Origin of the sequence: Mesorhizobium sp. M2A.F.Ca.ET.043.05.1.1, from assembly GCF_003952445.1 — a bacterium.
Classification (GTDB): domain Bacteria; phylum Pseudomonadota; class Alphaproteobacteria; order Rhizobiales; family Rhizobiaceae; genus Mesorhizobium.
This window is the reverse complement of the sequence record NZ_CP034446.1, coordinates 5,917,785-5,932,426: the sequence shown is the minus strand read 5'-3', so window position 1 is coordinate 5,932,426 and position 14,642 is coordinate 5,917,785. Positions and strand designations below refer to the sequence as shown.

The following is a 14,642-nucleotide window of genomic DNA, read 5'->3' as shown; positions in this document are numbered from 1 at the left end:
AGCTGGCCGCTTTGCTCTATGCCGCAATGCAACCATCTTCGCCCGGCATAGGCGAAACCGGGATCGAAGGCCAATGAACGATTTAACCCCGCCCAATCGCTGCCGCATCGTGCTGATCGCGCCGCCGCTCGTACCGGCGGAGCAGATTTGCGCGGCCTTCGAGGGCGGCGACGTCGCCTCGCTGATCCTGCCGGACAACGGCATGGACGACGCCTCCTTCCAGGCCTTCGCCGAACGGATCGTGCCGATCGCTCAAGGCGCGGGCATCGCCGTCATCATCGCCGGCGACAGCCGCATCGCGGGTCGCGTCCAGGCCGACGGCATCCATGTCGAGGCAAAGCCGCGGGAGCTCGCCGAGACGATCGAGCGCCTGGCCGGCAAGATGATGGTCGGCGCCGGCGGCGCCAAGACGCGCGATGAGGCGCTGGAGCTCGGCGAGGAGCGGCCCGACTACATGTTCTTCGGCCGCTTCGGCTACGACAACAAGCCGGAGCCGCATCACCGCAACCTTGCCCTCGGCGAATGGTGGGCTGAGATGATCTCGATCCCCTGCATCGTCATGGGCGGCTCCGAGCTTGCTTCCGTCGAGGCGGTGGCCGCGACCGGCGCCGAATTCGTGGCGCTGTCCAGCGCCGTTTTCGCCGATGGGCGCGATCCCGCGGCGGCGGTCGCCGCCGCCAACGCGCTGCTCGATGAAACCGCTCCGCGTTTCGAGGACTGACGTGCGCTTGCGTGTGCTTCCTCTGGCCGTCCTGGCCGGCTTGCTGGTTCCGGCTTGCTGGCTGGGCGACACGGCGAGCGCGACCGAAACCGTGCCTCTGCCCCAGCCCCGGCCGGAGACGAGTGCGCCGGACAAGGGCGCGCCCGACACAGCCAAGCCGGATGCAGGCTCGCCGGACACGGGCACGCCGGATAAGGGCAAACCGGACACAGCCACGCCGGACACCGCGCCGGATGCGAGCCGATTCGGCGGCGATCCGCATATCGACAAGCCGATCCAGAACACCTTGCCGCAGCCGGCCACCATGACTCCGCCATCGGCCGACACCGTCAATCCCGACCGTTTCGGCGCCAAGCAGCCGGACGCCGCCTATGGCGCCTTCCAGCGCGGCCTCTACAAGACCGCCTACAATCTCGCCATGGAGCGCGCCAAGAACGGCGATCCGGCCGCCGAGACGCTGGTGGCCGAAATCCTGTCGCGCGGGCTGGGCGTGCCGCTCAATCCCGCCGAGGCCGCAAAATGGTATGGGCTGGCCGCCGAGCAGGGCGTGCCGGAGGCGCAGTTCCAATATGCGCTGATGCTGCTCGATGGCCGCTATGTGAAGAAGGACGAAAAGGGCGCCTTCGCGCTGATGCAGGCCTCGGCCGAGGCTGGCAACCGGCTTGCGCAGTTCAACTTCGCGCAGTTGCTTGTCCAGCAGGATCCCAGCGATGACGGGCTTGTGAAGGCCGCCGTCTACTACGAACGCGCGGCCGCCACCGGCCTTGCCGACGCGCAATATGCGATGGCGCAACTCTACGCCAACGGCGCCGGCGGCAAGCCGCATGACGACGCCCAGGCGCGTATCCTCCTGACGCAAGCCGCGCGCCAAAACTACGACACGGCGCAGATCGACCTCGCCGCCTGGATGATCGAGGGGCGCGGTGGCGAGCGCGACCTGAAATCGGGCTTTGCCTGGATGAGGCGGGCGGCGCAAGGCGGCAATGTCGCCGCCCAGAACCGCCTCGCCAAGCTCTATATGGGCGGCATCGGCACCGACCCGGACCTGATCCTCGCCGGCGCCTGGTATATCGTCGCTCGCCGCGCCGGTTTGATCGATCCGCAGATGGACGATTTCCTCCAGGGCCTCGACGACGACCAGACCAAGCAGGCGCTGCAAACGGCAAATCGCCTGCCGTAGCCCTCCTCCTCACCGCATATGGTCGAGCACGACCTTGCCGAAGGGCGAGCCGTGCTCGAGGTAGCGAAGCGCCGATGCGGCCTCGTGCCAGGCAAACACCTTGTCGATCACCGGACGCAGGCCGTTGACGGCAATCGCCCGGTTCATCGCCTCGAAGGACTGGCGAGACCCGACTGGAATGCCGCGCGCCGTGACCTGGCGCCGGAAGATATCGAGGGGATTGATCGATCCGTCGCTGCCGCCGAGATAGCCGATGACGTTGATCTGTGCGCCGCGCGCCGCCGTCTTGAGCGACTGCGCAAAACTTTGCGGCCCACCGACTTCAATGATGTGGTCGGCGCCGCGCCCATCCGTCAGCGCCAGCACGGCCTCCGCCCAGTCCGGGTTGTCGCGATAGTTCACGCCCTCGTGCGCGCCGAGTTCCTTCGCCCGGGCGAGCTTCTCATCGCTACTCGATGTGACGATCACGCGCGCGCCGGCGGTCCTCGCAAGCTGCACGGCAAACAGTGACACGCCGCCGGTGCCAAGAGTGAGAACCGTCTCGCCCGGCCTCAACTTGCCTTCGGTGAACAACGCGTGCCATGCGGTCACACCCGCGCAGGCCAGCGTTGCCGCCTCGAGGTCGCTGAGGTGGGCTGGCGCGAGCACCGCCGCCTGCTCGTCGAGCAGCGCATACTCACTGAGCATGCCGTCGATTGGCCCGCCGCGCTGATAGGACGCCTCGGCCATGACGAAGCTGCCGGCCACCCAGCGTTGCCAGAACGTGCCGCAGACACGGTCGCCAGCCTTGAACCGGCTGACCTCCGCGCCAACGGCCGCCACTTCGCCGACACCATCGGAAAGCAGCACCAGCGGCAGGTCGAATTTGGTGTGATAGCTGCCGCGGGCGATTTCGACATCGCGGTAATTGAGCGCGCTCGCCTTGACCTTGATGAGGATTTCCTGACGGCCCGGCACCGGCATCGGTCGCTCGACCAGCTTGAGATTTTCGATGCCGCCCGGTGCCTGCAATTCGATCGCGCGCATTTTGGCTTCCTTCGATTGGAGTGTCGGCAGGAAAATCGCTTGCGCTGCGTTGGATTTCAAATTCATAATAATCAGAATGATTATGCATATGAAACATGACTGATGCTGGAGGAACTTCGCACTCTCGCGCTCTTCGCTGAGGAGGGTTCGATCCAGAAAGTCGCGCGCCGCCTGCCGCTGACACAGCCGGCGGTGACACGGCAGTTGCAGCGGCTGGAGGATGTGCTCGGCACGACGTTGCTCGATCGCCGGCAAAAGCCGCCGCGGCTGACGGCTGCAGGGTTGGAGGTTCTGACGCGCGCCAGGCACATTCTCGCCTCGGTGGAGGCTCTGAAGTCTTTTGCGGCTGAAGCCGAACCGCGAGGTGTACTGCGCGTCGGCCTGGCGCACGGCTTATCCGACGCCGCTGTCGCCAATGCCATCGCCGGCGCCGCCACCGCGTTTCCAAAAGCCTCGCTGCGCCTGCGTACCGCCTGGAGCGCGGAGCTCGTCGATCAGTTCGACCGTGGCCAACTCGACATGGCGATAGTCCTGAGACCCTTCGACTATGAGGGTCCCGGTGCGCTCGGCATCGAGCGCCTCAGCGTCATCGCGCAGTCCGGCGGGAGTGCGCATGATCTCGAAACCCAATCTTCGATGCCTTGGGTGCTGAGTCCCGAGCCCTGCGACGCCCGGCAAACGCTGCTGTCCGGGATGGGGCGCGACGAACGGCGCCGGCTCGTCGTGGCGGCGGAAATTCAGGACCCCGCAATGCAGATGGCATGGGTGCGTCGGGGGCATGGCCTTGGCCTGATGCCGTCGCGGCTAGCGGCTCGCGGAATTCCCGACGGCCTTGCGCTTATCGACGCCGGCGATCTCGACCTTTCGATGCGGGTCGTGGCGCTATGCTCCCCGCACCTCAACGCCTTGGCAAAGGTGGCGGACGCCATCGCTCAGGCCGTCGGCAAGGCGATCGCGGGCGATAACTGACATCGGCTCGCCGGCGCAGACCTCCCCTCCCTCCCTTGCCACTATGCGCAATTTGTGGTCTTGGAGGCGCCAAAGCGCGAGCCGCGCTAGAAAATCTCACCCGGATCAGTTCATCATGGCCAAGATCAGTGGCAACGAAATCCGTCCCGGCTATGTCATCGAGCATGATGGCGGGCTGTGGGTGGCGGTCAAGACCAACACCGTCAAGCCCGGCAAGGGCGGCGCCTACAACCAGGTCGAGCTGAAGAACCTGATCAACGGCACCAAGCTCAACGAGCGCTTCCGCTCGGCCGAGACCGTCGAGCAGATAAGGCTCGACCTCAAGGATTTCTCGTTCCTCTACGAGCAGGGCGATGCGCTGGTGTTCATGGACACTGAAAGCTACGAGCAGCTCGAGCTGGCCAAGGACTTCGTCGGCGAGCGCGCTGCTTTCCTGCAGGACGGCATGATGGTGACGGTGCAGCTCTACGAAGAGCGGCCGATCGGCATCTCGCTGCCCGACCAGGTGACGCTGACCGTCACCGAGGCCGATCCGGTGGTGCGCGGCCAGACGGCCGCGTCCTCCTACAAGCCGGCGGTGCTGGAGAACGGCATCCGCGTGCTGGTCCCGCCCTTCATCTCAGCCGGCGAGCGCATCATCGTCGACACCAACGAAATCACCTACATGCGCCGCGCCGATTGAGCGCCGGCCGGTAGGAAGACAAAGCCAGGAAGAAAAAATGGCGCGTTCCGCTCTCCTCAACGTCATGGTCCAGGCCGCGATGAAGGCCGGCCGCTCGCTGTCGCGCGACTTCGGCGAGGTGCAGAACCTGCAGGTCTCGATGAAGGGACCGGGCGACTATGTCAGCCAGGCCGATCGCAAGGCCGAAGAGATCGTCTACGCCGAGCTGTCGAAGGCGCGGCCGGGTTACGCCTTCCTGATGGAGGAGCGCGGCGCGGTCGAAGGCGAGGACGCCCAGCATCGCTGGATCGTCGATCCGCTCGACGGCACCACCAACTTCCTGCACGGCATCCCGCTCTTCTCGGTGTCGATCGCGCTCGAGCGCCAGGGCCAGATCGTCGCCGGCGTCGTCTACAATCCGGCGATGGACGAGCTCTACACCGCCGAGCGCGGCGGCGGCGCCTTCATGAACGACCGCCGGCTGCGTGTTGCCGGCCGTTCCAAGCTGACCGACGCGGTGATCGGCTGCGGCGTGCCGCATCTCGGCCGCGGCCAGCACGGCAACTTCCTGATCGAGCTGCGCAACGTCATGGCGGAAGTCTCGGGCGTCCGACGCCTCGGTTCCGCCGCGCTTGACCTCGCCTATGTCGCGGCCGGACGCATGGACGGGTTCTGGGAAACCGGCCTGTCGTCCTGGGATATCGCCGCCGGCATCCTGCTGGTGCGCGAAGCCGGCGGCTTCGTCTCCGACATGGATGGCGCGCAGGACATGTTGGACAATGGCGAGGTCGTCGCCGGCAACGAGATCATCCAGCGTGCGCTGCTCAAGACCGTGAAGAAGCCGTTGGCGCCTCGCTGAGCGCGGCGTCGCGATCAGCGCCCTACTGCGAAAGTCGGAATCGATTTTCGTAAGGGATCATGCGCAAATCAACGCGCCACAGCGTTTTTTTGCGTCGAAAGGACGCGCGGCGCCGCAGTCGCAAAACCGCAACCGAAGCTTGAAATACTGGTCCGCGACTGCCCAGATTAGGGTTGCAGGATCATGTGATGAACGACGCGCGGCCCGATACGCAGATTGAAATCCCCTTTGTGGGGCGCTGGCATTATTCGCGCGCCGAAATGATCGCCGATGGCATCGTTCACGCGGTGGGCATCGTGCTTGCGATCGCGGCGGGCTCCGCCTTCCTGGCGCTCGCGGCTTTCCATGCCGGCCCCGGCGAGTATGCCGCCGCTGTGTTCTATGTCGTCTCGCTGCTCACCGTGCTGTCGGTGTCGCTGGCCTACAATCTGTGGCCGGTATCCTGGCCGGCGAAATGGATCCTGCGCCGCTTCGACCACGCCGCGATCTATCTCCTGATCGCCGCCACCTACACGCCCTTCCTAGCCCAACTCGACAACTCGCCGCTGGCGCTGCCCATGATCGTCGTCGTGTGGGGCGCAGCAGCGGCCGGCATCGCCATCAAGATGTTCCTGCCCGGCCGCTACGACCGGCTGGCCATCGTCTTCTACCTCGCCATCGGCTGGAGCGGCGTGGTGCTGGCCGGACCGCTGGTCACCACACTGCCGACCGTCTCGGTCGCGCTGCTTGTCGCCGGCGGCATCGTCTATTCCTGCGGCGTCATCTTCTTCGCCTGGAAGGGCCTGCGCTTCCACAATGCCGTCTGGCACGGCTTCGTCGTCACCGGCGCCGGCCTTCATCTGGCCGCCATGGTCGACTGCCTGGTCGTCAACCGGTTCTAATCCATGACATAGGCGATATTGCCAAGCACCATTCAATTTGGTCACAATTCCGTTTAGAGTCGCGGCAATTCTGCGGCGGGCGGCATCGGAAACGGGGCACGGATGGCTTTTCTCAGATCCTTCGGCAGGCGATCGGACGTCCTGGTCTACGATCCGCACAAGCTGTCGAGCCCGCAGGTCTTCCTGCTCACCATGGTGATCTTCCTGATCATCGTCGCCTTCATCGCCGCCATCCTCACTCGCCAGATCTCGACCGCCTTCTCCAGCAATCCGGGCCTCAACGGGCTGATCGTCGGCGTGCTGGCGGTCGGCATCCTGCTTGCCTTCGTCCAGGTCGGGCGGCTGTTCCGCGAGGTGCGCTGGGTCAATTCCTTCCGCGCCGGCTCCGAAACCACCGAGCCGGTGCTGCTGGCGCCGATGAAGGCGATGATCGGCCGCTCGTCGACGATCGCCTTCTCCACCTCGTCGATGCGCACGATGCTGGATTCCATCGCCACCCGCCTCGACGAGAGCCGCGACACCTCGCGCTATCTGGTCGGCCTACTTGTGTTCCTTGGTCTGCTCGGCACCTTCTGGGGCCTGCTCAACACCATCGCCTCGATCCGCGAGACGATCGAGGCGCTGGATCCCGGCACCGGCGATGCCGCGGCTGTCTTGGATGCGCTGAAGCAGGGCCTGTCGGCGCCGCTCGCCGGCATGGGCACCGCCTTTTCGTCCTCACTGTTCGGCCTTTCCGGCTCGCTGGTGCTCGGCTTCCTCGACTTGCAGGCCGGCCGCGCCCAGACCCGTTTCTACACCGAGCTTGAGAACTGGCTGTCTTCGGTCACCGACCTGTCGTCGGACATCGTCGTCGCCGACACCGCCAAAACCGAATCCTCCGAGGACATCCGCCTGCTGTCGGAGCGGCTGCGCAGCCTGCAGGAGAATGGCGGCGGCTCCAATCCGCGCGTAGCCACCGCCATGGCCAACCTCGCCGACGGCATCTCGGGGCTGGTGAAGAACATGCGCTCCGAGCAGCAGATCATGCGCGACTGGGTCGAGGCCCAGTCGGACGAGCAGAAGGCCATGCGCAACACGCTGGAGAAGATCGCCGACGCGCTGAAGAAGCAAGGGGTCCACTGACGTGGCGCTGGCAAGACGGCGCGCCGACCGCCGCATCGACTACTGGCCGGGTTTCGTCGACGCCTTGTCGACGCTGCTTCTGGCGATCATGTTCCTGCTCACCGTCTTCGTGCTGGCGCAGTTCCTGCTCAGCCGCGAGATCTCCGGCAAGGATGCGGTTCTCAATCGCCTCAACTCGCAGATCAACGAGCTGACCCAGCTGCTTGCGCTGGAGCGCACGAACAGCCAGGACAAGGAGGATTCGCTCGCGAACCTGCAGGCCTCGCTGTCGGCGGCGCAGGCCGAAAAGAGCCGCCTCGAGCAATTGCTGGCGCAGGGCGCCGGCGCCGGCGACGCGGCCAACAAGCGGGCGGACCAGCTTTCCGGCGAGCTCAGCAACCAGCGCCAGATCAGCCAGCAGGCGCTGAGCCAAGTCGAGATCCTCAACCAGCAGATTGCCGCCTTACGCAAGCAGATCGGCGCGCTGGAAGACGCGCTCAACGTCTCCGAGCAGCGCGACCGCGACTCCAACACCAAGATCGCCGATCTCGGCCGCCGTCTGAATGTCGCGCTGGCGCAGCGCGTCCAGGAGCTCAACCGCTACCGCTCCGACTTTTTCGGCCGGTTGCGCGAGATCCTCGCCGACCGTGAGAACATCCGCATCGTCGGCGACCGTTTCGTCTTCCAGTCGGAGGTGCTGTTTCCGACCGGCTCCGACGAAATCAACGACGCCGGCAAGGTCGAGATGAAGAAGCTCGCCGACGCCATCATCGAATTGCAGAAGGAAATCCCGCCGGAGATCAGCTGGGTGCTGCGCGTCGACGGCCACACCGACAACAAGCCGCTGTCCGGCACCGGCCGCTATCGCGACAACTGGGAACTGTCGACCGCGCGCGCCACCTCGGTGGTGAAGTTCCTGATCGAGAACGGCGTGCCGGCCAACCGGCTGGTGGCCGCCGGCTTCGGCGAGTTCCAGCCACTCGACCCCGCCGATACCGACGAGGCGCGCAGCAAGAACCGCCGCATTGAACTGAAGCTCACCGAACGGTGATCCATTATCACACCAAGTCACGGGAAGTTGTTTGTCGGCTCAATACTTAGCGCGCCAAGTTCTGGCGGCAAGACCTGAAAACATTATCATTTTTTAATTACACATCGGCGATCGACGCACCTAATTTGCCGCGCAGGGCCGGGGACCGCCGGCGATGCCTCCATCGCGACGCGACGGAACCGGACGGCCCGCAAAGGTCGGAAGGCAATGCGGCAGGGCCGCAGCCTTCCCTATCGGAGGATGCGCCGCCATGCGCGCTTCAACATCTCTCAAGACTATGACCCTAGCTGCCGCGTTGATCGCGGCCCCGCTCGCCGGCGCCTATGCGGCCGGACACCACAAGGGGGCTCTCGACGCGACCCCTACGGCCGATTTCGTCGGCCCCCGCGCGGCCGGTCTTATCGATCAGGTCCAAGGCGTGGATCAGGGCATCACCGATGCTCGGCAGGCAAACAACATTTCGGCTTCCGAAGCGCAGCAACTGCACATGCGCGCCGCTCGCATCAGCCAGGCCGCGGACCATGTCGCGGCTTCGGATCACGGCCGGATCCCGTCCGCGCAATACCATGAACTGCTGCGCCGCCTCGACAATGTCGACCAGAGGCTGATGAACGACACCGGCAGCGGCTTCATGATGGGCGACGGCTCCGACGGCGGGAACTACCCGAACGGCTGACGTCTCCGGCAGAAACGGACCATTTGGCGCCCGCGGGACCTGGCCCCGAGGGCGTCCTTTTTCGATCGCGTATCGTTTTGGTTATAGGCCGAGCCAAAGCGCGAGGATCGCAAGCACTGCCGGAACCGTCTGAACGAAGAGAATCTTGCGGCCGACAGTTGCCGCGCCGTAGAGGCCGGCTGTCGCGACGCAGAGCAGGAAGAACATCTTGACCTGAAAGCCTGCGGCGCCGAGATAGAGTCCCCAGAACAGCCCAGCAGCCAGGAAGCCGTTATAGAGGCCCTGATTGGCGGCGAGCACCTTCGAGGCGCTGGCGAATTCCGGCGTCAGTCCGAACGCCTTGCGGCCGCGCGGCGTGTCCCAAAGCACCATCTCCAGATAGACGATATAGCAATGGATCAGCGCCACCAGCCCGACCAGGATATCGCCGATCATTGTCCCCTCCAGCGGTTTGTTCCCGGCATTGATCACGCAGCCGCCCCACAAGGCAAGACCACTGGTTCCATCCCGGCCGATCAGGGTTGCCAAGCGCGGTGCGTTGGTATCTTTTCGCGCCAGCCACATTGAAGCTGGGTATCCATCATGTCCTTCCAGAAACTCGACGACCTCGGCCACAAGCTCGAAGCGCTCGAGCATGCTTTGGCCATCCTCGGCGCCGACGAGGCGACGCATATGGCGGTTGGCGGCGGCGAGAAACGCGCCGAGGCGATGTCCTCGCTGGCCGGCATGCTGCATCGCCAGGCCACCGCGCCGGAGATCGGCGACTGGATTTCGGCCGCCGAAGCCGAGCCGCTGAGCGAAGAGCAGCAGGCGGCGGTCCGGGAACTGCGCCGGCAATACACCAACCTCACCTGCCTGCCGGCCGAGTTTGTCGAGCGCCAGACGGTAGCGCGCATGCGCTCCGAGCAGCTCTGGCGGAGCTTGCGCGCCAGGAACGACTGGGCGGGCTTCCTGCCGGCACTGGAAGGCGTCGTGGCCCTGGTGCGGGAAGAGGCGGCGCTGCGCGCCGACGCGCTCGGCCTCGCCCCCTATGACGCGCTGATGGAGCAGTATGATCCCGGCAACCGCGCCGCCGACATCACGCCGGTGTTTGCCGAGCTGAAGGTCTTTCTCAAGGACTTCCTGCCGCATGCGCTGGCCGTGCAGGATGCGCGATTGGCGAAGCACCCATTGAAGCCGCTGTCAGGCAGCTATGCCGTCGACCGCCAGCGCGAGCTCGGCCTTGCCATGATGGCGGCCGTCGGCTTCGACCTCACCCATGGCTCGCTGTCGGTATCGCACCATCCCTTCTGCGGCGGCGTGCCGACGGATGTGCGCATCACCACCCGCTATAAGACCTCCGATTTCCTCTCCGCGCTGATGGGCGTGCTGCACGAGACCGGTCATGCGCTCTACGAGCAGAACCTGCCGAAGGCCTGGTCGCATTGGCCGCTCGGCAAGGCGCGCGGCATGGCTGTGCATGAGAGCCAGAGCCTGTTCGTCGAAAAGCAGGTCGGCCGCAACCCCGCCTTCTGGCGCTGGGCTTTGCCGATAGTCGAAAGACATCTCGGCGAAGCCTGGTCGCTCGACGACATCCTGCCGCATGTCCACCATGTCGAGCGCGGCCTGATCCGCGTCGACGCCGACGAGGTCACCTATCCGCTGCATGTCATCCTGCGCTACGAACTCGAGCAGGAGCTTGTGTCCGGCCGGCTGGAAGCCGCCGACCTCCCCGAGGCATGGGACGCCAGGATGCGCGACTATCTCGGCCTCTCGACCGTCGACAACCCGGCCGACGGGCCGATGCAGGACGTGCACTGGCCGGGCGCCGCCTTCGGCTATTTCCCGTCCTACACTCTGGGCGCCATGATGGCGGCGCAGCAATGGGCGGCTTTGACCAGGGAGCATCCGTCCGCCGACGAGGACCTCGCCAAGGGCGATTTCAGCGCCATCAACGAGTGGCGTCGCGCAAAAATCTGGTCGCAGGGCTCGCGCTGGTCGACGCCCGACCTGCTCGAGCGCGCCACCGGCGAGAAGCTCAACGCCGCTTACTTTACGGAGCATCTGCGCAAGCGCTACGGCGAGGCATAACGCGCTCGGTTGCCTTTCTATCGAGGCAGGCGTAGAGCGCGAGGTTGAGGACGCAGCGCCGAAGCAGGAGGTTGTTTCGTGAAAAGGCCCGTCGAGCAGGCATTGCGTGCGATTGCAGCCAAGCGCCTCAAGAAAATGCTGGATGAATTGCCGCGCGTGTCCGGCACAAGAGGCGAAAGCACGACCGATTTTCTGCGCATCCAGCGCATGAACTGGGACGGCCGCTCACTCGATTGCCTCGAGGGTCTTATTCCGCCGCGCCTTTGAAGGCGTCGGCGCCTGCCTCGAACTGCAGCTTGGCGAGCCGCGCGTAGATGCCGCCCTTGGCAACCAGGCTCTGATGCGTGCCTTCCTCGACGATGCGCCCGCCTTCCATCACAAGGATTCGGTCGGCCTTGAGCACCGTCGCCAGACGGTGCGCGATGACGATGGTGGTGCGGCCGCGCATCAGCCGCTCCAGCGCCCTTTGCACCAGGGTTTCGCTTTCGGCGTCGAGCGCCGAGGTCGCCTCGTCGAGCAGGAGGATCGACGCATCGCGCAGGATGGCGCGGGCGATCGCGATGCGCTGGCGCTGGCCGCCCGACAGCGTCACGCCGCGCTCGCCGACCTGGCTGTCATAGCCGTTGCCCAGCCTGGCGATGAATTCGTCGGCAAGGGCTGCCTTGGCCGCTGCCTCGATCTCGGCATCTCCGGCGCCCTGCCGGCCGAAGCCGATATTGTCGCGCACGCTTGCCGCGAAGACGGTGACGTCCTGCGGCACGATCGCGATGCGTTGGCGGATGGCGGCGGGATCGGCCTCGCGCAGGTCGACGCCGTCAATGGCGACGCGGCCGCTCTCGGGATCGTAGAAGCGCAGGATCAGCGAGAAGACCGTGCTTTTGCCGGCGCCCGAAGGCCCGACGATCGCCACCGTCTCGCCGGGCTTCACCTGGAAGCTTAGCCCGTGCACGGCTGCGCGGTCCGGCCGTGCCGGATAGGAGAAGGAAACGTCGTCGAAGCTGATCGCGCCCTTGGCGGTGGCCGGCAGTGGAAGCGGCTCGACCGGCCGCTGGATCGTTGGCGTCTCGGCCAGGATCTCCGTCAGCCGCTCGGCGGCGCCCGCCGCCTGCGACAGCTCGCTCCACACTTCCGACAAGGCGCCGAGCGCGCCGGCGGCGAACACCGAATAGAGCAGGAACTGGCTGAGCGTGCCGGGCGACAGCGTGCCGGCAAGCACGTCGCGCGAGCCGAACCACAGCACCGCCACCACCGAGGAAAAGATCATGAAGATGGCGAAGAAGGTCAGGAAGGAGCGCGCGAACACCGATGCCCGCGCCGCCTCGAAGGCGGCATCGACCGCGGCCGCGAAGCGGCCGGTGACCAGCTTCTCGTTGGTGAAGGCCTGCAGCGTGCGCACCGCGCCGATCTGCTCGCTGGCATAGGCGGTGGCCTCCGCGAGCGTATCCTGCGCTTGCCGGGACTTGCGCCGCACCGACCGGCCGAAGGCGACCAGCGGCAGCACGATCAGCGGAATGGCCGCGATCACCAGCCCGGACAGTTTCGGGCTGGTGACGACCATCATCGCCACCGCGCCGATGCCAAGGATGACATTGCGCAGCGCGACCGAGGCGGTGGCGCCGACGGCCGACTTCACCTGCGTGGTGTCGGCGGCGAGCCGCGACACGATCTCGCCCGAATGCGCGCGATCGAAAAAGGCGGGCGATAGTGTCGTGACATGGGCAAAAACGTCGCGGCGGATGTCGGCCACGACCCGCTCGCCCAGCGTGATGACGAAATAATAGCGGCTGGCCGAAGCCGCCGCGAGCAGCGCCGCCATCGCCACGAGCGCGGCGAAATATTCGGCGATGAAGGTGGAGCCCGAGGCCTGGAAGCCATGGTCGATCATGCGCCGCACGGCCATCGGCAAGGCGAGCGTCGTCACGGCCGCCACGATCAGCGAGATGATGGCGCCAACCGCCAGCTTCCGGTAGCGGGTGATATAGGGGAAAAGGTTTCTCAGCGGCCGGACCGAGCGCCTGCGCTGGTCTCCACTGGCACCGATATCCGCCATGAGCGTTTCCTCTGGCCGCTGGTCAACACCGCGCTTCAATATGCGCTTGCCGCGGCCTTGTGATTCAATTCCGGCTGATGTATAGGCTCGCCGACCGTTTTAGAAGCCGTGGCTTTTCATTAGCTGCGGCTTCGAGTTTTAAAAAGGGGCGCATCGACGCAGGCCATTGGCCCGTCACCGGCGCCGGCAAGCCAGGACATAAGACAATGAAGGCCGATATCCATCCCGACTACCACACCATCAAGGTCGTCATGACCGACGGCACCGAATACCTGACCCGTTCGACCTGGGGCAAGGAAGGCGACACGATGAACCTCGACATCGACCCGACCACGCACCCGGCCTGGACCGGCGGCCAGCAGACCCTGCTCGACCGCGGCGGCCGCCTGTCGAAGTTCAAGAAGCGCTTCGAAGGCTTCGGCCTCTAAGCCGGATACATCGGCAGATTTTGCAAAACCCGCCTTCGAGGCGGGTTTTTTGTTTTCTTCCTTCTCCCCGTTCAACGGGGAGAAGGTGCCCGAAGGGCGGATGAGGGGCAGCGCCGGCGTCGGCAAGCTGACCATCAGCAACAACAGAAATACATCAGAGAAATTCGGTGACAGTGCACTTTTCATAGGCCGGCGCTGCCCCTCACCTGCCTGCCGGCATCCTCTCCCCGTATAGCGACGGGGAGAGGGGACGCTCTCGCCGGCGATTTCGCCAATCGCGTACGCTGCGAGGAGGAAGGCCGCTATTCCCCCACCAACTCCCGCAGCGCCATGCGCTTGTAGGCCTCAACCAACCTGTCACCCTCCTCCCGATCGACCGAGATCGCCAGTCGCACGGCCGCCTCGCCCATCTGCCAGACGAGGAAGGCCGTCGTCTCCAGTTCGACCGGGTCGGCATCGGACCTCAGCCGCTTCAGCACCGCGACCAAAAATTCGGCATTGGCTCGGCTGTCGGCGAGCTCGAGCGAGCGCAGGGTCTTGTCCGCCTGCGTGCCCGACCAGACGTCGCGTATCACCGGCTCGGCCAGGAACAGCTGGTAATAGATGTCGACCAGTTCTGAAAACGCCTGCTTCAGCCCTTCGGCGTCCCTGACATCTTTCAGCGCCGCCGAGATGCAGGCCTGGCTCTCGGCCGTGTAGCGCTCGGCCAGCGCCCAGACGATCGCCCGCTTGTCCGGGAAGAACTGGTAGAGCGAGCCGATCGACACCCCTGCCCGCTCCGCCACCTCGCCCATGCGCATGGCATCGCTGCCCTGTTCGGCAATCAAGGCCGAGGCGGCGGCAAGCATGCGCTCGACCCGCTCGCGGCTGCGTTGCTGGCTCGGCGACCGGCGTGGCGAGGCGATGGCGGCTTGGTCCGGCTTGGCGGTGACTTTCTCGTCCATGGCTCCCTCCAAGCGATTTTCCAAC

General features: G+C 65.5%; 16 protein-coding genes. 12 read left to right on the top strand and 4 right to left on the bottom strand.

Annotated elements, in window-relative coordinates; all coding sequences use genetic code 11:
* Positions 1 to 73: 73 nt before the first annotated feature.
* Both EJ069_RS28555 and EJ069_RS28550 read left to right on the top strand, forming a co-directional pair.
* Positions 74 to 721, top strand: coding sequence for a thiamine phosphate synthase (locus EJ069_RS28555; protein WP_126063987.1), 648 nt, complete (start codon positions 74 to 76; stop codon positions 719 to 721).
* 7 nt (positions 722 to 728) lie between these two features.
* On the top strand, positions 729 to 1,901 hold the full coding sequence (locus EJ069_RS28550; protein WP_245456346.1) for a tetratricopeptide repeat protein: 1,173 nt from the start codon (positions 729 to 731) through the stop codon (positions 1,899 to 1,901).
* Positions 1,902 to 1,910: 9 nt separating this feature from the next.
* Here EJ069_RS28550 and EJ069_RS28545 read toward each other — a convergent pair whose 3' ends face one another.
* Positions 1,911 to 3,182 (bottom strand): NAD(P)-dependent alcohol dehydrogenase, encoded by a 1,272-nt coding sequence (locus EJ069_RS28545; protein WP_245456344.1) that lies wholly within the window; start codon positions 3,180 to 3,182, stop codon positions 1,911 to 1,913.
* Here EJ069_RS28545 and EJ069_RS28540 point away from each other — a divergent pair.
* From EJ069_RS28540 to EJ069_RS28510, 7 genes are all read left to right on the top strand, one after another.
* Positions 3,150 to 3,896 (top strand): LysR family transcriptional regulator, encoded by a 747-nt coding sequence (locus tag EJ069_RS28540; protein WP_245456343.1) that lies wholly within the window; start codon positions 3,150 to 3,152, stop codon positions 3,894 to 3,896. The two genes, EJ069_RS28545 and EJ069_RS28540, sit on opposite strands and share 33 nt — an antisense overlap.
* A gap of 115 nt (positions 3,897 to 4,011) precedes the next feature.
* On the top strand, positions 4,012 to 4,578 hold the full coding sequence (efp, locus tag EJ069_RS28535) for an elongation factor P (protein ID WP_042645720.1): 567 nt from the start codon (positions 4,012 to 4,014) through the stop codon (positions 4,576 to 4,578).
* A 37-nt stretch (positions 4,579 to 4,615) separates the two neighbouring features.
* Complete coding sequence (locus EJ069_RS28530) at positions 4,616 to 5,416, top strand: inositol monophosphatase family protein (RefSeq protein ID WP_042645719.1); 801 nt, start codon at positions 4,616 to 4,618, stop codon at positions 5,414 to 5,416.
* 188 nt (positions 5,417 to 5,604) lie between these two features.
* Positions 5,605 to 6,297 carry a hemolysin III family protein gene (locus tag EJ069_RS28525; RefSeq protein ID WP_126063984.1) on the top strand — a complete coding sequence of 231 codons (693 nt, stop codon included), beginning with the start codon at positions 5,605 to 5,607 and terminating at the stop codon, positions 6,295 to 6,297.
* Positions 6,298 to 6,399: 102 nt separating this feature from the next.
* A complete protein-coding gene (locus EJ069_RS28520) occupies positions 6,400 to 7,419 on the top strand; it encodes a MotA/TolQ/ExbB proton channel family protein (RefSeq protein WP_126063983.1) in 1,020 nt (339 codons plus the stop codon).
* Between the two features lies 1 nt (position 7,420).
* A complete protein-coding gene (locus EJ069_RS28515) occupies positions 7,421 to 8,449 on the top strand; it encodes a peptidoglycan -binding protein (RefSeq protein ID WP_126063982.1) in 1,029 nt (342 codons plus the stop codon).
* Positions 8,450 to 8,699: 250 nt separating this feature from the next.
* The gene (locus tag EJ069_RS28510; RefSeq protein ID WP_126063981.1) at positions 8,700 to 9,125 is read left to right on the top strand and encodes a hypothetical protein; all 426 of its coding nucleotides are present in this window, start codon (positions 8,700 to 8,702) and stop codon (positions 9,123 to 9,125) included.
* A gap of 81 nt (positions 9,126 to 9,206) precedes the next feature.
* Here the strand turns inward: EJ069_RS28510 and EJ069_RS28505 are convergent, their stop codons facing one another.
* Complete coding sequence (locus EJ069_RS28505) at positions 9,207 to 9,560, bottom strand: DUF1304 domain-containing protein (RefSeq protein ID WP_126063980.1); 354 nt, start codon at positions 9,558 to 9,560, stop codon at positions 9,207 to 9,209.
* Positions 9,561 to 9,707: 147 nt separating this feature from the next.
* Between EJ069_RS28505 and EJ069_RS28500 the strand changes: the two genes are divergently transcribed.
* Together EJ069_RS28500 and EJ069_RS28495 are read left to right on the top strand one after the other, a co-directional pair.
* Positions 9,708 to 11,195 (top strand): carboxypeptidase M32, encoded by a 1,488-nt coding sequence (locus EJ069_RS28500; RefSeq protein ID WP_126063979.1) that lies wholly within the window; start codon positions 9,708 to 9,710, stop codon positions 11,193 to 11,195.
* A gap of 78 nt (positions 11,196 to 11,273) precedes the next feature.
* Positions 11,274 to 11,462, top strand: coding sequence for a hypothetical protein (locus EJ069_RS28495; RefSeq protein WP_126063978.1), 189 nt, complete (start codon positions 11,274 to 11,276; stop codon positions 11,460 to 11,462).
* Here EJ069_RS28495 and EJ069_RS28490 read toward each other — a convergent pair.
* Complete coding sequence (locus EJ069_RS28490; protein ID WP_126063977.1) at positions 11,443 to 13,245, bottom strand: ABC transporter transmembrane domain-containing protein; 1,803 nt, start codon at positions 13,243 to 13,245, stop codon at positions 11,443 to 11,445. The two genes, EJ069_RS28495 and EJ069_RS28490, sit on opposite strands and share 20 nt — an antisense overlap.
* A gap of 206 nt (positions 13,246 to 13,451) precedes the next feature.
* On the opposite strand from EJ069_RS28490, the gene rpmE reads away from it, so the two are divergent.
* Entirely contained in the window at positions 13,452 to 13,673 is a 222-nt protein-coding gene (rpmE, locus tag EJ069_RS28485; RefSeq protein WP_040974396.1) for a 50S ribosomal protein L31, read from the top strand.
* Between the two features lie 302 nt (positions 13,674 to 13,975).
* Here the strand turns inward: rpmE and EJ069_RS28480 are convergent, their stop codons facing one another.
* The gene (locus EJ069_RS28480; RefSeq protein ID WP_126063976.1) at positions 13,976 to 14,617 is read right to left on the bottom strand and encodes a TetR/AcrR family transcriptional regulator; all 642 of its coding nucleotides are present in this window, start codon (positions 14,615 to 14,617) and stop codon (positions 13,976 to 13,978) included.
* Positions 14,618 to 14,642: the final 25 nt, after the last annotated feature.